The organism is Pseudomonas fluorescens (genome assembly GCF_902497895.1).
Classification (GTDB): Bacteria; Pseudomonadota; Gammaproteobacteria; order Pseudomonadales; family Pseudomonadaceae; genus Aquipseudomonas; species Aquipseudomonas fluorescens_BP.
The window spans coordinates 82,805-98,950 of the sequence record NZ_CABVHQ010000007.1 but is presented as its reverse complement, the minus strand read 5'-3'; the positions used below and the strand labels follow the sequence as shown (position 1 = coordinate 98,950).

16 protein-coding genes are annotated in these 16,146 nt (G+C 60.1%); 7 read left to right on the top strand and 9 right to left on the bottom strand.

The window, feature by feature from the left end; translation table 11 throughout:
- Positions 1-119: 119 nt before the first annotated feature.
- Positions 120-599, bottom strand: a complete 480-nt coding sequence (locus F8N21_RS05635) for an Lrp/AsnC family transcriptional regulator (protein ID WP_150641190.1) — start codon at positions 597-599, stop codon at positions 120-122.
- A gap of 414 nt (positions 600-1,013) precedes the next feature.
- Here F8N21_RS05635 and F8N21_RS05630 point away from each other — a divergent pair, with 414 nt between their 5' ends.
- A complete protein-coding gene (locus tag F8N21_RS05630; RefSeq protein ID WP_150641189.1) occupies positions 1,014-2,078 on the top strand; it encodes a DUF6515 family protein in 1,065 nt (354 codons plus the stop codon).
- On the opposite strand, the gene F8N21_RS05625 is transcribed toward F8N21_RS05630, so the two are convergent.
- Positions 2,068-2,982, bottom strand: coding sequence for a cation diffusion facilitator family transporter (locus F8N21_RS05625; protein WP_150641188.1), 915 nt, complete (start codon positions 2,980-2,982; stop codon positions 2,068-2,070). The two genes, F8N21_RS05630 and F8N21_RS05625, sit on opposite strands and share 11 nt — an antisense overlap.
- Positions 2,983-3,012: 30 nt before the next feature.
- The gene (locus tag F8N21_RS05620) at positions 3,013-3,432 is read right to left on the bottom strand and encodes a polyribonucleotide nucleotidyltransferase (protein WP_150641187.1); all 420 of its coding nucleotides are present in this window, start codon (positions 3,430-3,432) and stop codon (positions 3,013-3,015) included.
- Positions 3,433-3,806: 374 nt separating this feature from the next.
- Here F8N21_RS05620 and hrpB point away from each other — a divergent pair, with 374 nt between their 5' ends.
- A complete protein-coding gene (gene hrpB, locus F8N21_RS05615; protein ID WP_150641186.1) occupies positions 3,807-6,341 on the top strand; it encodes an ATP-dependent helicase HrpB in 2,535 nt (844 codons plus the stop codon).
- Between the two features lie 52 nt (positions 6,342-6,393).
- Here hrpB and F8N21_RS05610 read toward each other — a convergent pair whose 3' ends face one another.
- The 4 genes from F8N21_RS05610 to F8N21_RS05600 form a co-directional block, all read right to left on the bottom strand.
- Complete coding sequence (locus tag F8N21_RS05610) at positions 6,394-6,846, bottom strand: hypothetical protein (RefSeq protein ID WP_150641185.1); 453 nt, start codon at positions 6,844-6,846, stop codon at positions 6,394-6,396.
- 165 nt (positions 6,847-7,011) lie between these two features.
- Complete coding sequence (locus tag F8N21_RS30390; protein WP_191624204.1) at positions 7,012-7,161, bottom strand: hypothetical protein; 150 nt, start codon at positions 7,159-7,161, stop codon at positions 7,012-7,014.
- A gap of 282 nt (positions 7,162-7,443) precedes the next feature.
- Entirely contained in the window at positions 7,444-8,523 is a 1,080-nt protein-coding gene (locus tag F8N21_RS05605; RefSeq protein ID WP_150641184.1) for an endonuclease/exonuclease/phosphatase family protein, read from the bottom strand.
- Between the two features lie 75 nt (positions 8,524-8,598).
- Positions 8,599-9,273 carry a YciC family protein gene (locus F8N21_RS05600; protein ID WP_150641183.1) on the bottom strand — a complete coding sequence of 225 codons (675 nt, stop codon included), beginning with the start codon at positions 9,271-9,273 and terminating at the stop codon, positions 8,599-8,601.
- A gap of 178 nt (positions 9,274-9,451) precedes the next feature.
- On the opposite strand from F8N21_RS05600, the gene F8N21_RS05595 reads away from it, so the two are divergent.
- The 3 genes from F8N21_RS05595 to F8N21_RS05585 all read left to right on the top strand — a co-directional run bounded on the left by F8N21_RS05595 (position 9,452) and on the right by F8N21_RS05585 (position 11,490).
- Positions 9,452-10,228: a DUF2076 domain-containing protein gene (locus F8N21_RS05595; protein WP_150641182.1), complete on the top strand. Its 777-nt coding sequence runs from the start codon at positions 9,452-9,454 to the stop codon at positions 10,226-10,228.
- 136 nt (positions 10,229-10,364) lie between these two features.
- Entirely contained in the window at positions 10,365-10,850 is a 486-nt protein-coding gene (locus tag F8N21_RS05590; protein WP_150641181.1) for an NYN domain-containing protein, read from the top strand.
- Between the two features lie 28 nt (positions 10,851-10,878).
- Positions 10,879-11,490, top strand: a complete 612-nt coding sequence (locus tag F8N21_RS05585; protein WP_150641180.1) for a PolC-type DNA polymerase III — start codon at positions 10,879-10,881, stop codon at positions 11,488-11,490.
- A gap of 116 nt (positions 11,491-11,606) precedes the next feature.
- On the opposite strand, the gene F8N21_RS05580 is transcribed toward F8N21_RS05585, so the two are convergent.
- The gene (locus F8N21_RS05580) at positions 11,607-12,068 is read right to left on the bottom strand and encodes an Lrp/AsnC family transcriptional regulator (RefSeq protein ID WP_150641179.1); all 462 of its coding nucleotides are present in this window, start codon (positions 12,066-12,068) and stop codon (positions 11,607-11,609) included.
- A 180-nt stretch (positions 12,069-12,248) separates the two neighbouring features.
- Between F8N21_RS05580 and yedA the strand changes: the two genes are divergently transcribed.
- Positions 12,249-13,139 carry a drug/metabolite exporter YedA gene (gene yedA, locus F8N21_RS05575; protein ID WP_150641178.1) on the top strand — a complete coding sequence of 297 codons (891 nt, stop codon included), beginning with the start codon at positions 12,249-12,251 and terminating at the stop codon, positions 13,137-13,139.
- A 58-nt stretch (positions 13,140-13,197) separates the two neighbouring features.
- Complete coding sequence (locus F8N21_RS05570; RefSeq protein WP_150641177.1) at positions 13,198-14,532, top strand: DEAD/DEAH box helicase; 1,335 nt, start codon at positions 13,198-13,200, stop codon at positions 14,530-14,532.
- A 240-nt stretch (positions 14,533-14,772) separates the two neighbouring features.
- Here F8N21_RS05570 and F8N21_RS05565 read toward each other — a convergent pair whose 3' ends face one another.
- The gene (locus tag F8N21_RS05565; protein ID WP_191624202.1) at positions 14,773-16,014 is read right to left on the bottom strand and encodes a TIGR03862 family flavoprotein; all 1,242 of its coding nucleotides are present in this window, start codon (positions 16,012-16,014) and stop codon (positions 14,773-14,775) included.
- Positions 16,015-16,146: the final 132 nt, after the last annotated feature.

Here is a 16,146-nt window from a genome sequence, read left to right as displayed (position 1 = left end):
AAAATCTGCAACCGCTTTTTTCCAGATAAACCGGGTTAGCTGGCTTTACGACCGCTGCGCGGCCGAACGGGGGCAAGCCCCCTCGCCACAACAAGCGCCTCGCCACAGGGGAATCGCCTTCAGCCGCGCAGATGCGTCAGCGGCAACTCAGTGCTATTGAGCACCTGATTGAGTACAAAGCTCGAGCGCACGCTGGTCACGCCTTCAATGCGGGTCAGGTGGCCGAGCAACAGCTTCTGGTAGTGATCCATGTCCGGTACCACCACCTTGAGTTGATAGTCGGCGTCCATACCTGTCACCAGGCTGCATTCGAGCACCTGCGGCAGGTTGCGAATCGCCGCTTCAAAGTTCTCGAAGCGCTCGGGGGTGTGCCGGTCCATGCCGATCAGCACGTAGGCGGTCAGGCTCAGGCCGAGCTTCTTGCGATCGAGCAGGGCGACCTGGCGGGAAATATAGCCGTCGTCTTCCAGTTGCTTGACTCGCCGCGAGCAGGGCGAGGGTGACAGACCGATACGCTCGGCCAGCTCCTGATTGGAGATGCGCGCGTCCCGCTGCAATTCCGCCAAAATGCTCAGGTCATATCGGTCAAGTTTGCTCATGGGTCAGTCCTTTGTCATAACTATTGCGGCTAATTATCTATCTTTAGTTAAAAATTGCGCAAGCTATGTTTATTTGAGCAATCTTCGCAATCCTCTGCCGAGGCCTCAGGCCTATTCTTATTACCAGAATCACTGCCCGGACAAACAGTCCAGTGCGGCTCGCCGAATCAGGCCAGCTGCGGTCGCCAACCCCACAGGGTTGAGTCGGCCCCCGGGCTACACACTGTCCAGAAGACGGAGTGAGGTGAGCCGGCGTCATAAGCGTCGAGCACGGACGAAGTTCTCAAAGGGAGCCCAACGGGTCTCCCTTTTTTAATGCCTGCGAAATAAGTCTCGTGACTGATAACCTGTTGCAGAACCGCCCCAGGCTTTTCCAGTCTGATGGATAGGTCCTGAACCGCAGTGAGGAATCGCATGAAGTCGCGCATCTGGCGTTTGGCAGGTGTTGGTTTGCTTTGCATGAGTGTCGGCGCGCAATTGCTGGCTGACGAGCGGGATGACGGGCAACGTCCACAACACAATGGTTCCAATAGCGGTGGCCAGCGTGATCATGGCGTCGAAGGGCGGTCGGGAAACAATCAACCGCGTGCGGACAACAATCAGCAACGTCCACAGAATCACCAACCGCGCCCGCAGAACCAGATTATTCGCGGCGACAACAGCCAACAGTTCGAGCAAAACGGCCGCAATCCTGGCGCACAGGGGCAGAACGGTGGGCAGCACGATCCCAATGGTCAGGGCCGGTCTGCGTCGCAGACGAACAGTAACCTGCCGATTCAAAGCCGCCCGGACACCGTCCGCCAGACCCAGCAGCCACAGCGTGGTTACTATCAGGACGTTCCCCGGCGCAACGATAACAACCAGCATTGGCAGTCAGGCGGCCCCGGTTCGCGCTCAGGCTACAACGATCACTCCAATGACCATCGCTGGCAGGGTCGCCCGGGCGGGCATGGCAACAGCTGGGGGCCTGGTCCGCACTATCGTCCGGGTTATGTGATCGATCGGTTCCCGGATCGCAATTACCGCGTGCCGTATCGCGGTCAAGACTACTTCTATTCCGGCGGTTACTGGTATCGCCCGCAAGGCCCGCGTTATGTAGTGGTCAGGCCTCCACACGGGATCCGCGTCAGCTACCTGCCCGATTACGCCCAGGAAGTCTGGATCGGCGGCGCGCTGCTCTTTTTGGCGGCCGGTTCCTACTACGCGTATGAGTCCAGCACCCAGCAATACGTGGTGGTTGATCCGCCGGTGGCGGCGCAACCGGTCAGCAATGGCTACGACGTGGTCGCCTACCCGGCAAACGGGCAGACGCCCGAGCAGGTCAATCAGGATGGCTACGACTGCTATCGCTGGGCGGTCGAGCAGAGCGGATTCGATCCGGCGGCGGTCACCTATCAACCGGCGCCAGCGGTGGTGCAAATCTATCGCCAGGCCCAGGGCAACTGCCTGAGCAGTCGCGGTTATCAGGTCAGCTATTAGGCCGAAAGCCTGAGGTCTTGGCAGGGCTCACCACTTCTTGCGGGTCGGCGTGCACCAGCACCTCGGCCAGCGGGTAAGCGGCGCTGATCGCTTCGGCGGCGCGATCGCTGATGCCGTGGGCGACGGTTAGGGTCAACTCACCCGGCAACTCCAGATGCAATTGCACGAACCAGTGATTGCCGGAGATCCGGGTGCGCAGGTCATGTGCGCCAAGCACCCCCGGCACGCTGCAAGCCAGTTCGAGCATGTGCTGGCTGACGTCCGGCGGCAATTCTTCGTCCATCAACACCGCGACACTTTCCTTGGCGATTTGCCCGGCGCTCCAGAGGATGTACACCGCAATCGCCAGACCAAACCAGGCATCCAGCTGTTCCCAGCCGAAACTGGCCAGTACCAGCGCCACCAGGATGCTCGAATTGAGCAGCAGATCGGAACGGTAATGCAGCGAGTCGGCACGTACCGCGGTCGAGCCGGTTTCGCGGATTACCCGGTGTTGCAACATTAGCAGCGCGACCGTCAGCGCCAGTGACAGCAGCATCACGCCGATACCCACCCACGGGGCCCCCAGGGGTTCCGGGTTCTGCAGACGCTCGATTGCCTGCACGCCAATCAATACCGCACTGACGGCGATGAATAGCGCCTGGGCCATGCCTGAGAGTGACTCGGCCTTGCCATGCCCGTAACGGTGGTCCTCGTCTGCCGGTCGCAGGGCGTAATGCACCGCCAGCAGATTGAGAAACGACGCGGCACCGTCGAGCAGAGAGTCAGTCAGACCGGCCAGCAGGCTGACCGAGCCGCTCATCCACCAGGCGATCGCCTTGGTCACGATCAGAATGCTCGCGACCGCCAGTGAAGAGCGGGTCGCCAGACGCAACAGGCGAGCGTGTTCGGGACTACTGGTCATAGGCGTTTACGTTCCTTCGAATACGCCACTTCAAGCAGCGGGTTGCAGACCGTACATGGCCAGTTGCTGCGCGCTGCCTTTGTGCTGGATCAGCCGTGGATCATCCAGTGGGAAGCTGCGGCCCAGTTCGCTTTCGAGAATAGCCTGCAACTTGGTGTTATCGACCTTGCCGTCCGCATCGATGGCCTGCTGGAGTTTTTCCGGGGCGACCTGGGCGTTCCTGCCGGGTTCCAGGTAGATGGCACCCGTGGCGAAGTCCACGCCAAAGGCGATCAACCCTGGAATGACATAGAACAACAGGCCCACGGCGTCGAGGGCGGCCACCACCGGGTCGATCTTGCCTTCGATCTGGCCGCGGCGGTCCGGGAAGAAGATCGTGCCGCACGCGGTCATTTGGGTCACCAGGGTAGCGAGCAGAACGCCGCCAACCACACGGAAGGGAATACGCATATGAATCTCCTGAGCAAATTCGAAGTGAAAAAGCGCCCTTGGTATCAATACAGACCGTGATTAACGCCATGCAGTTCGCCGTTATACTCGCCACTCGCAGGGCGTGCTCACAGTAAATTGCGGTCGCGCCTACACCCCGGAAGACGCAAGAGTACACGAGGAGTGAGGTTTGGTTTTCCCCAATCAAAAACGAGTAACGGCGGATTGCGCTTTCCGGGGTTCGGCCCTTCGGGTTGGAGCTGTGAACGCGCCAGGCTGCGTTGCGGGACTTGGTAAGGAAACGAGACCCTTACCGGCGTCCCGCGCCTTGCCTGGCACGTCCACAGCTCCAACGCGATCCGCAATTTACTGTGAGCACGCCCTGGGGAGCCAGCATGATTTCTTTGCCGATTGATGAAGTTTTACCCGCGCTGCGTGAAGCCTTGGCGACACGCCACGAAGCCGTGCTCGAAGCACCGCCCGGCGCCGGTAAAACCACCCGCGTGCCATTGGCGTTGTTGCATGAGCCGTGGCTGGCCGGGCAAACCATCCTGATGCTTGAACCGCGTCGCCTTGCCGCCCGCGCAGCCGCCGAACGATTGGCTAGCGAGTTGGGGGAAAAGGTCGGCGAAACCGTGGGCTATCGCATTCGTCTCGACAGCAAAGTGGGACCCAATACCCGTATCGAAGTGGTCACTGAGGGAATTCTCACTCGACGCCTGCAAGATGACCCGGCGCTGGACGGTGTCGGTCTGCTGATCTTCGACGAGTTCCACGAGCGCAGCCTCGACGCTGATCTGGCGCTGGCCCTGAGCCTGAATGGTCGCGACCTGTTCCGTGATGAGCAACCGCTGAAGATTCTCTTGATGTCGGCGACCCTGGAAGGCGAACGCCTCGCCGGCTTGTTGGAAGAGGCACCGATTCTGCGCAGCGAAGGGCGTATGTACCCGGTGGCGATGCGCTGGGGCCGGGCGTTTCAGTCGGGGGAATTCATCGAGCCACGGGTGGTGCAGACCATCCTCGAGGCCTTGAACGACGAAAGCGGCAGTCTGCTGGTGTTTCTGCCGGGCCAGGCGGAGATCCGTCGGGTCCATCAACAGTTGGTCGAGGCACTGGGCGAGCGAACTGAAGTGCTGCTGTGTCCGTTGCATGGTGAACTGGACCTGAACGCGCAACGCGCCGCCATCGAACCGGCACCGCCCGGTCAGCGCAAAGTGGTGCTGGCCACCAACATCGCCGAGACCAGCCTGACCATCGACGGCGTGCGAGTGGTGATCGATGCCGGGTTGGCGCGGGTCCCGCGTTTTGATCCGGGCAGCGGCATGACTCGCCTCGACACGCAACGGATCTCCCGCGCCAGTGCGACCCAGCGCGCCGGGCGCGCGGGACGTCTGGAACCGGGCGTGTGTTATCGCCTGTGGTCCCAGGACCAGCATGAGCAGTTGGCGGCTTACGCCAGTGCGGAAATTCTTTCGGCTGATCTTGCCGGGCTGGCCCTGCAGTTGGGGCGTTGGGGTGTTCTGCCTGGGCAATTGATCTGGCTCGATGTGCCACCGGCGGCGGCTTATGCACAGGCTCAGGATCTGCTTGAGCGTTTGGGCGCACTGGAGGGCAAGACCGCCGAGGATTGGAAACTGACCCGTCACGGGCAGGCGATGGCCGAACTGCCGGCTCATCCGCGCATCGCCCATTTGTTGTTGCGTGGGCAGGCGCTGGGGTTGGCGGACATGGCCTGCGACGTCGCCGCATTGTTGGGAGAACGGGATATCTTGCGCGGCGCCGGTGCGGATCTGCACAGCCGGCTGGTGTTGTTGTCCGGCGAAGAGCGAGCGGCGCGGGGTGCTCAAGGTGGCGTTCAGCGAGCCCGGCAGCTGGCTCGACAATATCGCGGTTATCTGCGCGGCAAAGCACAGGAACCGGTCAGCGATCCGGATCATCCGCGCTGGCTTGGCGCGCTGCTGGCCCTGGCCTATCCGGATCGCGTCGCGCAGCAGCGACGGGCCGGCGGGGCCGAATATCGCCTGGCCAACGGGCGCGCGGCGCTGTTCGCCGAGGCTGATAGCCTGATGAAGCAACCCTGGTTGGTGATTGCCGATCTGGGCAGTCGTCAGGGGCAACGCGAAGAACGAATTTATCTGGCGGCGGATTTTGATCCGGCGCTGTTCGAGTCGGTGCTGGCTGAACAAGTGCGCACGGTCGATCAACTCGATTGGGATGAGCGCGAAGGTGTGCTGCGGGCCGAGCGTCAGCGCAAGGTGGGCGAACTGATTCTCAGCCGTGAACCGCTGACCGGTCTGGATGAAGCCGCGCGCAGCCAGGCGTTGGTCAATCTGGTGCGGCGTAAAGGGCTTGAGCTGTTGCCATGGACGCCGGAACTGCGCCAGTGGCAGGCACGGGTGGCTTTGCTGCGCCAGCTGGATATCGAGGGGAAAGGGCAGAGCGAATGGCCGGATGTCAGCGATGCGGCGTTGCTGTCGGGTCTGGAGCATTGGTTGTTGCCGTATCTGGGGCGGGTCTCGAGACTCAGCCACTTCGCCAATCTGGAGCTGTCCAGCATCGTCCATAACCTGTTGCCATGGCCACTGCCGCAACGCCTGGATGAACTGGCGCCACACCATTTGACGGTCCCTTCCGGCTCGTCGATTCGCCTGGATTACAGCGAGCAGCCGCCGATTCTGGCGGTGCGTTTGCAGGAGTTGTTCGGCCTGGCAGAAACCCCGCGCATTGCCGGCGGCCGGCAAGTGGTCAAGTTGCATCTGTTATCACCGGCGCGGCGTCCGGTGCAGGTAACCCAGGATTTAGCCAACTTCTGGCGTACGACCTATAGCGATGTTAAGAAAGACCTGAAGGGGAGATATCCAAAGCATTACTGGCCGGATGATCCCTTGGCAGCAGAGGCCACTGCTCGGGCAAAACCCAGGGGTACCTGAGGAGGGCGACGGGTCGAGCTGGTCAGGTCACCAGATGTGGCCAGGAATGGTCTCAACCTTGCGGCTGGTTGGGAGGGGAGGACTGTAAAGGGGTGGTCATCTGCTTGATGCGTCCTTCCAGGCCGCCATTTTCCTGGTAGCTCGAATAGAGAGTGAACAGGCCAAACAGGGCCAGCGCGACGGCGACAGAGGCAATGCCACTGAGCGTATGGTTTCCAAGGGAGCGCCAGAACCCGGGCTTCAGGCTTTCGATTTTGGCAACGATAACGCCATTGGTGATCGTCTCTTTCATCTCCGCGCCGAGTTGATCAAGCGATTCGTCGATGAAGTTTTTTGCCAACTGCTCGGCTTGATCTCGATACATCCTGACCTGCTGTGGAGTACAGGCCACCTGTTTGAATGCATCATGGTTATCGCTGTCGTGATTTCGAATCCATTCGATTTTGTGGCGCTTGTACAGTGCGTACGCCAGCAGGCCCAGGAAGTCCTCATCAGCTTCAACCATCTTGCTGAAGACGTTGAACTGTATTGAACTGGCAGGCGATGTTGCCGTGAGGGAGTGAACTGGAGAGTGATGGGGGGCAGCAGGAGATGAAGCCTGATGCGTCATCTCGACTGAAGCAGCGCAAGCATCAATTGGGCGTGAGGACAAAGAATAAAAATCTCGCAGTCAACGAGACAGGCGTTCGTACGCCCGCTTCATCATGCCATTGATGGTTTCTTTGGATAGCTTCGAGGAGCGAGCAACGACATCCTTCCTGGCAGTCGACGAGAGCCGTTTATTACTTTCCTTGACGAGTGCGATCGAGACGTTGGGCATAAAAACCTCCAGTTTCTCCGTGGTCGCTCGGGCTTTCAGAGGTGCCCGGACGAGTATTTTCCTTTGCTCATTTTTGATGAGCGACCCCAGAAAAGTCAAGGAAACAGGGTGCAGCAGGTGCCGCATTGAGGATACCAATTGTGTCTGGCCTCCCTGGATTGCTCTTCTATACGATGGGCGCTACGCAACACTATCAGGCTCTCGTCCATCGATCTGCATCAAAGGCCGATCCTGGCAGAGAAGCGAAGATGGGCCACCTTGCCCCCTCGCCAGAGGTTTGATCTATAGCGCCGCCGGCAACAGAAACCGTGCAATCACCGGCAAATGATCGGAGATGCGCAGCGTATCGTCCTGCCTCACCTGGGCCTCGACCCGTTTCAGCCGTGGGCTGTAAATCAGGTAGTCAAGGGTCCGGTCCGGACCGTTGAGTGTCAGGTCATTGGGATAGTGGGTCAGCCAGTGCGCGCGGTCGATGCCGCTGGCTTCGCTGTTGGTGGGAATCATCGGGTACTTGTCCCAGAGTACATGCAGCGCGCTGTCTGGAGAGTAGGGGGAGCGTTGTTCGGGGGCGAGCCGTTGATACTGGCCCAGCGGCAGTAGATTGAAATCGCCGCCGATCAACCAGGGCGTGCCACGACTTTCGAACTTGTCGAGCACCTTGGCGACGGCGCTCACTTGCACTCGCAGAGTGTCGTCAGCCTGCATCGATCGATCCAGATGGGTATTGAGCACCGCCATTTGCCCGCCGTCGCTCAACGGCAGATAACTCACCAGCAGCGCGTTTTTCGGCTGGAATTGACGGCTGATGATATTGGCGGGTGCCTCGGGTAGTTGCAGGCGTTCGGCGTGTTCGATCTGGTAGCGGCTCAATGTCGCCAGTTGTCGGCCGACACTGCCGAAAATATGCGGGTCTGGAATGAAGTCAGCCTTCCAGTCGAACGCATAAGTGCTGCAGGGGTAAAGATCGGTCAGGCGTTCCTGAAGCAGTTTCAACTGGTGTTGATAGTCGCTGGCCTTGGCGTCTTCATCGAGCTCTTGCAGCAGGACGATGTCCGGTTGCTCATCGCGAATCACCCGCGCCACTTCATCGAGACTGAAGGCCATGTCTTCAGTGGTGGGGCGTTCGTCGATGCCGTTGGCCAGGTCATTCCAGAATACATAGCGTTTGCCCGCCAGGTACTGGACGTTCCAGGTCATCACCGTGAACGCCTGGCCGGGCACCAGGGTCGGTGCCTGGGCGCTGCAACTGACCGGCAGGGGCTCTTTGGCTCCCGGGCGCCAGGTCAGGCTATAGATCACGGCTGACAACAGACCGGCAATTATCAGCAGGCCCAGCAGGGTGTAGCGCAGTAGACGGATCATCGGCTCGGCTTATGGCGTTGCAGGATTAAGCTCGAGCATACCCGAGAGCCGAGTCGGATCCAAAGGGCTGGTCTGTCAGACTATTTCATCATTTTTGTCGGATGCTTCGCTAATCAACATGAACAGGCGGAACAGCACCACGCTGGTAAAGAGTTGCAGGAAGCTGTGAACGCTGTCGATCAGCAATGCAAAGGCAGGGTTCTGCGGCTCGGGGTACACCCCAAGACTTGCGCCCTTGAGTATCCACAGCGGTGCCATGACGCACAGAATGCAAATCAGGATGCGCAGGAAATTGCCACGGGTCAGTCGAAAGCTTTCCTTGATCGCAGCCAGTGGTTGCAGACCTCGCAGTACCAGCAGGTACTCGGCAAAGGCCAGCGTCACCATCAGCCACAACCCTGGCAGGAAATACAGCGACAGGCCCACCAGAATCAACAGGGTATTGATCGCCGTCAGCAACGCGAAGCGCGGCCAGAGACTGGCCGACATCGCCAGCAGATCACGGGTTCGCGGTGATTCACCGCGACTGCGGGCATCCAGAAAAAGGATCAGCGCAGCGGTGTACAACGGATAAATCAGCAGCCCGACGATCACGCTGTAGCCGGGAAAGACATCCGGCCCCCGAGAGTGTTCGACCAGTTGTTGCAGCAGCGCTTCGAGCACCACTAACGGCAGGCACAACGGCACGATCTGGCCGAGGTTGCGCTTGAAGAAGTACAAAGAGTCGCGGAGCACATCTAACGGATTCATCAGTCGGTATCGCAGGTAAAAAGCAGTTCGACACTTTAACCGATGCAGGACCCGCAGGAGCAAACGTAAACGTTAGGTAAAAGCTATTGAAAGGCGGCGCAGCACCCCCCATTACTGCAAGGCACCTTATCCACAACGGAAAGGGCGACGATTTTTCCGGCAATCTAACGAGGTCGCCATGAACAGCGAAGAACAAACCCTGATCGATGGTCTGTTTTCACGGCTGCAGCAAGCCGAAGCGGATTCAGCCCCGCGCGATGCCCAGGCCGAGACACGGATCAAGGAACATCTGAATCGCCAGCCTGCGGCAGGTTATTTCATGACCCAGGCGATTCTGGTGCAGGAGGCTGCGCTCAAAAGCCTCGACGAACAGAACAAGCAACTCGCTCAGCAAAACCAGCAACTGCAGGCCGAACTGCAACAAGCCAAGGCCCAAGTGGCCGCACCCGCGCCAAGCGGTGGTGGCGGTTTCCTGTCGAGCATCTTCGGCGGTGGTTCGCGTGACTCGCAACCGGCTTCGGTCGCCAGCGCTCCGGCCTCGACCGGTGGCTGGCGTGAACCGCCACGCCCGTCGTTCAACGCCCAGCCCGGCGTAGCGCCCCGGCAAAACTTCGGTAGCCCGCAACAGAATTATGCGGCACCGCAGCAACAGGCTCCGGCAGGTGGCAACAGCTTTCTCGGTGGCGCATTGCGAACCGCGGCCGGGGTGGCCGGCGGGGTCATGCTGGCGCAAGGCATCAGCAGCCTGTTCCACAACGATCAACAACCGCAGGAAGTGGCCGAAGTCGCCAAGGAAGAGCCCGCCCAGGTCAGTGACAGCGGCAGCGATGTGGCGAACGATGACCAGCAATTGGTCGGTAACGATTCCTACGGCAACGACCAGGGCGGGTTTACCGACGCCGACTACACCGATGACAGCTCATCTGACTTCAGCGACGACGATTCCTTCGTCTGATACACCATTCGTCCGGAGCGCCATGGCGCTCCGGTCCGATTATTCGCGGAAATTTCCTTCTGGCTGGCATACTGGGCGACTTTTCGGGCTTTGCGCCTGATCCAGCCTGCGCGCGCTTGCGCCATGAGGATTTGCGGTGAAAAAAATCGCGGTGTTCGCCGATGTCCAAAACCTCTACTACACCGTGCGTCAGGCCTATGGCTGTCACTTCAATTATGCGGCCCTGTGGGCTGACATCAGTCAGCGCGGGCAGATTGTCGAGGCCTATGCCTATGCCATCGATCGCGGTGACAGCAAGCAGCAGCAGTTCCAGCAAATCCTGCGCAACCTCGGCTTCACAGTGAAACTCAAGCCCTATATCCAGCGCAGCGACGGTTCGGCCAAAGGTGACTGGGATGTGGGTATCACCATCGATATCATGGACGCTGCGGCGAACGTCGATGAAGTGGTGCTGGCCTCCGGCGATGGTGATTTCGACATGCTGCTTGAACACATCATCAGCAAACATGGGGTTGAAGCCGTCGCCTACGGCGTGCCGGGCCTGACCGCCAACTCGTTGATACGCGCCGCCAGCCGCTATGTGCCGATCGAAGGCGCGTTGCTGCTTAAAAACTCAAACTGATTATATTTTGGATGGAGTGGGAACAGGTTTGGAACGGATAGCGGTCATCGACTTTGAAACCACCGGAATCTCCCCGAGCAGCTCTTGCCGGGCCACGGAAATTGCCGTGGTGATCCTTGAACAGGGGCGCATTGTCGAGCGTTACCAGAGCCTGATGAACGCCGGCGTGCGCGTCCCGGGCTTTATCGAAAGCCTGACCGGTATCAGCAACGCCATGTTGCGTAGCGCACCCTCGGCGGAACAGGTGATGAACGAAGTCAACGAATTCGTCGGCACCACACCGCTGTTGGCCCACAACGCCGCGTTTGACCAGAAGTTCTGGGACTACGAACTGGGGCGGATCAAGCGCACACGCCTGCAGAACTTCGCCTGCTCCCTGTTACTCGCCCGGCGCCTGATGCCGGCCGCGCCGAACCACAAACTCGGCACCCTGACCACCTTCGCCCAATTGCCCCACACCGGCCAGGCTCACCGGGCCATGGCCGACGCCGAAATGGCCGCCAACCTCACCACGCACCTGGCCCAGGAACTGCGGCAGCGACATGGTCTGCGGGAGTTGTCCCATGATCTGTTGTGCAGCCTGCAGAAGGTGCCGGCGGCGAAGATCAATGAGCATCTCAAGCGCCATCGAGGTTTCTAGAAGCAAGATCAAAAGATCGCAGCCTGCGGCAGCTCCTACAGGAATCGGTGTCCACCCACGATAACGCAGGTGTACCGGATTCCTGTAGGAGCTGCCGCAGGCTGCGATCTTTAGCGTCACCCCCCATTCTTTCCATTCCCCTCCAGATGCCCCAGCGGCACGCGTTTTTCAATCGCGCTCGATAGCACGATCGAGGTCTTGCTAAACCCGAACTGGGCGATGCGGTTGATCAGGTCTTCGAGTTCCGGCATCGAGCCAACAGCGGCTTGCATGATGACGCAGGGGTCGCCGGTGACTCGGTGGCATTCGGTCAGTTGCGGGATTTTGATCAGTTCGTCGTAGGTTTTCTGGCTGCCGTGGTGGCTCAGGCGCAATTCGATGACGCACTGGATCGGCAGGCCGACCTTGGCCATATCGATTTTCGCCTGGTAACCAGTGATCACCCCGCAGGCTTCGAGTTTGGCCACGCGCTCGGCTACGGCCGGGGCGGACAGGTTGACCTTGCGCGCCAGTTGCGCATAGGTCGCCCGGCCGTTTTCCAGCAGGGCATTGAGGAGCATGCGGTCGTATTTGTCCATGATTGGGCTCCTGGAACGCGCGACTTTCGAAAGCACGGTTTATAGCGCTGATCTCCGTGTTTTGAAAAGTGTACGGGTGCTATAAACAGGTTTTGTAACTTAAATTCTGCCCCACTGCTTTCTAAACTAGCGCTCCACCTCTCCAGATTCGAGCTTCCCATGTCTGCCGTCGAGCTTTCCATGCCTGGCCCACGCCAAATTACGTTGCCGCTGGTTTCTGCGTTTTTTGCGTTGTATGTGATTTGGGGATCCACCTATCTGGTGATTCGAATCGGCGTGCAGTACTGGCCGCCGCTGATGCTCGGCGGGATTCGTTTCATCATTGCCGGGGCCTTGATGTACGGTTTCCTGCGCTGGCGAGGAGTGCCCGCGCCGACCTGGCCGCAATGGAAGGCGGCAGGAGTGATCGGAATTTTGCTGCTCAGTTGCGGTAACGGTGCGGTGACGGTGGCGGAGCATATGGGTGTGGCCTCCGGGGTTGCGGCGCTGGCGGTGGCGACGGTACCGCTGTTCACCTTGCTCTGCGGCTACTTCTGGGGCGCGCGTAATACCCGTCTGGAGTGGGCCGGGATTGCTCTCGGGCTGATCGGGATTGCCATGCTCAACCTCGGTTCCAACCTGCAGTCGAGCCCGCTGGGCGCGGCGTTGCTGGTGTTCGCGGCAGCAGCCTGGGCATTCGGCTCGGTCTTGAGCAAACACTTGCCATTGCCTCAGGGGGCGATGGCCAGCGCCGCGCAGATGCTGGTCGGCGGAGTGGTGCTAATGATTGCCAGCACCCTCAGTGGTGAGCACCTGGACAGCCTGCCGCCAATAGAAGGCTGGCTCGCTCTGGCCTATTTGATTGGCTTCGGCTCGATCATCGCCTTCAACGCCTATATGTACCTGCTGAAAAACGTCCGTCCGGCAGCGGCGACCAGCTATGCGTACGTCAATCCGGCGGTGGCGGTGCTGCTGGGGATCGTCTTTGCCGGTGAAAGCATCGGTATCGAAGAGGCTCTGGCGATGGCGGTGATCATCAGTGCCGTAGTGTTGATCGGCTTGCCGCAGTGGCGCAGGCAGAATCCGCAGTGAATTAGGGTAAACTGCGGCGCATTGCTCACATGCGCTGACATTTCCCTACGGTACCCCCATGACTTTCGCCACTCTTGGCTTGATCGAACCCTTGCTGCGCGCCCTTGAGACGCTCGGTTACCAGACCCCGACGCCGGTGCAGGTGCAAGCCATTCCGGCGGTGCTGGCCGGTCGCGACTTGATGGCCGCGGCCCAGACCGGCACCGGCAAGACCGCCGGTTTCGCCGTGCCGCTGCTGCAGTTGCTGGCCATGGAAGGGCCGAAGGTCGCCAGTAACTCGGTGCGCGCGCTGATCCTGGTGCCGACCCGCGAGCTGGCCGAACAGGTTCACGAAAGCGTTCGCCAATATGCCGAGCACCTGCCACTGAGCACTTATGCGGTGTACGGCGGCGTGAGCATCAACCCGCAGATGATGAAGCTGCGCAAGGGCGTTGACGTGCTGGTGGCGACCCCGGGCCGCTTGCTCGACCTGTACCGGCAGAAAGCGCTGAAGTTCAACCAGTTGCAAACCCTGATCCTCGACGAAGCCGACCGTATGCTCGACCTCGGATTTTCCGAAGAGCTGGGGAACATTTACCGGGTCCTGCCCAAGCAACGTCAGACGCTGCTGTTCTCCGCGACCTTCTCCGATGCGATCCGCCTGCTGGCCGGGCAGATGCTCAATGATCCACTGAGCATCGAAGTCAGCCCGCGCAACGTCGCCGCCAACACCGTCAAGCAGTGGGTGGTGACGGTGGACAAGAAACGCAAGGCGGAGCTGTTCATCCACTTGATGCGCAAGAATCGCTGGAAGCAGGTACTGGTATTCGCCAAGACCCGTAACGGCGTCGATCAACTGGTGGAAAAACTCCAGGGCCTGAGTGTGAATGCCGACGGTATTCACGGCGACAAACCACAAGCCACTCGCCAGCGTGCGCTGGACCGGTTCAAGGCCAGTGAGATCCAGATTCTGGTGGCCACCGATGTGGCGGCCCGTGGTCTGGATATTGAAGACTTGCCATTGGTGGTGAACTTCGACCTGCCGATCGTGGCTGAGGATTACATCCACCGTATCGGCCGTACCGGTCGTGCGGGCGCTACCGGCGAGGCGATTTCACTGGTGTGTGCCGATGAAGTGAATATGCTGTCAGCCATCGAGACCCTGACCCGTCAGACACTGACCCGCGAGGAAGAGCAGGATTTCGAACCTGAGCACCGCGTGCCGGACACCGATGCCAGCGGCCAAGTGGTCAAGAAACCGAAAAAGCCGAAGAAACCCAAAGTGTCGGGTGGCGGCAAGCGCAACCTGGGCAAATGGGTGGACAGCGGCGAAGTGCCGGTTGAAGCGCCGGCGATCAAGCCAGTGCGTAAGGTTCCGGTGTTCAACACTGGGCCGCGTAAGCGCAAGCCTTAAGCTTCGTTGGCCTTGGCTTCGCGATCGACTTGAGAACCACCCCTCACCCCAACCCTCTCCCCAGGGGGAAGAGGGAGCTGACCGCGGTGTTTTTTGGAAGTACTGCGACCTGAGATATCGAGTCGAACTCAGGTTTGAACAGCACAAAGATCGGCTCCCTTTCCCCCTCTCCCCCTTGGGGAGAGGGTTGGGGTGAGGGGTGGATTTTGAAAGTGAAAGAAATCTTCAGTTAACGATCCGTTAAGCCGTTTGCTTCAACCACTCCACCATCCCCAACCCTGCCACGCGGCCACTGGCAAAGCATGCGGTGAGCAGGTAGCCGCCAGTCGGCGCTTCCCAGTCGAGCATTTCGCCGGCGCAGAACACGCCGGGCAATTGCTTGAGCATCAAACCTTCATTCATCGCCTCGAACGGCACCCCGCCAGCGCTGCTGATGGCTTCGTCCAGTGGCCGGGGTTTTACCAGGGTCAGGGGCAGTGCCTTGATTGCAGTGGCCAGCAGCAGCGGATCGGCAAAGCATCCGGCAGGCGTCAGTTCACGCAACAGGGCCGCTTTCACGCCGTCGATACCGAGCTGGCTGTGCAGGTGCTTGCTCATTGAGCGAGAGCCACGAGGCTTGAGCAGCGCTGCTTGAATCCTGTCGAGGGTTTTGCCCGGCAGCAGGTCGAGGTGAAGGGTCGCCAAGCCGTTTTGATTGATGGCTTCGCGGATCGGTGCAGACAGCGCATACACCAGGCTGCCTTCGATGCCGGTTGCGGTGATCACACATTCCCCCAATCGCGGCACATCGTCATTCAGGCCGATGGCGATGTTTTTCAGCGGTGCGCCGGCGAATTTGTTGACCAGCAGATCGCTCCAGGCCGTCACGTCGAAACCGCAGTTGCTCGGTTGCAGGCGCGTCAATGGAATTGCGCGTTGTTCCAGGGGCAGCATCCACGCGCCATCCGAGCCCAGGCGTGCCCAACTGCCGCCGCCGAGAGCCAGTAACAGCGCATCGGTTTGCAGGTTTTTTTCGCCTTCCGGGCTGTCGATGCGCAGGCTGCCATCGATGTTCCAGCCGAGCCAGCGGTGACGGGTGTGGATAACTACGCCGGCTTCGCGCAGGCGTTTGAGCCAGGCGCGTAGCAGGGGAGCGGCTTTCATGTCGGTTGGAAACACCCGACCGGAACTGCCGACAAAGGTTTCGATGCCTAACCCATGAATCCACTGGCACAGAGCCTCGGCGCCGAACTCGCGCAGCAGCGGCGCAATCTGCGGCGCCCGTTCGCCATAGCGCGAGAGAAACCCCGGGTAGGCTTCGGAATGGGTGATGTTCATCCCGCCGACGCCGGCCAGCAGGAACTTGCGACCCACAGAGGGCATGCCGTCGTACAGCTCGACCTTGACCCCGGCCTGACTCAATACTTCGGCCGCCATCAAACCGGCGGGTCCGCCGCCGATAATGGTGGCGTGGTGGGGGAGGTTGGCGGAGGACTGGGTCATGGCGTGGGCTGCGGTTCGACGGAATAGGGCGGGCATTCTATCAGCACAATTGCCGTGCACTATTCTTGGGGGCGCGGGCTTGTCCTAATGCCGGTCAGTTAAGGAGTTTCAGGCCAAGCACTGGCCCCGTAG

What these genes read in the sequence shown, in the direction of transcription:
- F8N21_RS05635 (WP_150641190.1), bottom strand. Translation starts at nt 599, where the DNA reads ATGAGCAAACTTGACCGATATGACCTGAGCATTTTGGCGGAATTGCAG.
- F8N21_RS05630 (WP_150641189.1), top strand. Translation starts at nt 1,014, where the DNA reads ATGAAGTCGCGCATCTGGCGTTTGGCAGGTGTTGGTTTGCTTTGCATG.
- F8N21_RS05625 (WP_150641188.1), bottom strand. Translation starts at nt 2,982, where the DNA reads ATGACCAGTAGTCCCGAACACGCTCGCCTGTTGCGTCTGGCGACCCGC.
- F8N21_RS05620 (WP_150641187.1), bottom strand. Translation starts at nt 3,432, where the DNA reads ATGCGTATTCCCTTCCGTGTGGTTGGCGGCGTTCTGCTCGCTACCCTG.
- hrpB (WP_150641186.1), top strand. Translation starts at nt 3,807, where the DNA reads ATGATTTCTTTGCCGATTGATGAAGTTTTACCCGCGCTGCGTGAAGCC.
- F8N21_RS05610 (WP_150641185.1), bottom strand. Translation starts at nt 6,846, where the DNA reads ATGGTTGAAGCTGATGAGGACTTCCTGGGCCTGCTGGCGTACGCACTG.
- F8N21_RS30390 (WP_191624204.1), bottom strand. Translation starts at nt 7,161, where the DNA reads ATGCCCAACGTCTCGATCGCACTCGTCAAGGAAAGTAATAAACGGCTC.
- F8N21_RS05605 (WP_150641184.1), bottom strand. Translation starts at nt 8,523, where the DNA reads ATGATCCGTCTACTGCGCTACACCCTGCTGGGCCTGCTGATAATTGCC.
- F8N21_RS05600 (WP_150641183.1), bottom strand. Translation starts at nt 9,273, where the DNA reads ATGAATCCGTTAGATGTGCTCCGCGACTCTTTGTACTTCTTCAAGCGC.
- F8N21_RS05595 (WP_150641182.1), top strand. Translation starts at nt 9,452, where the DNA reads ATGAACAGCGAAGAACAAACCCTGATCGATGGTCTGTTTTCACGGCTG.
- F8N21_RS05580 (WP_150641179.1), bottom strand. Translation starts at nt 12,068, where the DNA reads ATGGACAAATACGACCGCATGCTCCTCAATGCCCTGCTGGAAAACGGC.
- yedA (WP_150641178.1), top strand. Translation starts at nt 12,249, where the DNA reads ATGCCTGGCCCACGCCAAATTACGTTGCCGCTGGTTTCTGCGTTTTTT.
- F8N21_RS05570 (WP_150641177.1), top strand. Translation starts at nt 13,198, where the DNA reads ATGACTTTCGCCACTCTTGGCTTGATCGAACCCTTGCTGCGCGCCCTT.
- F8N21_RS05565 (WP_191624202.1), bottom strand. Translation starts at nt 16,014, where the DNA reads ATGACCCAGTCCTCCGCCAACCTCCCCCACCACGCCACCATTATCGGC.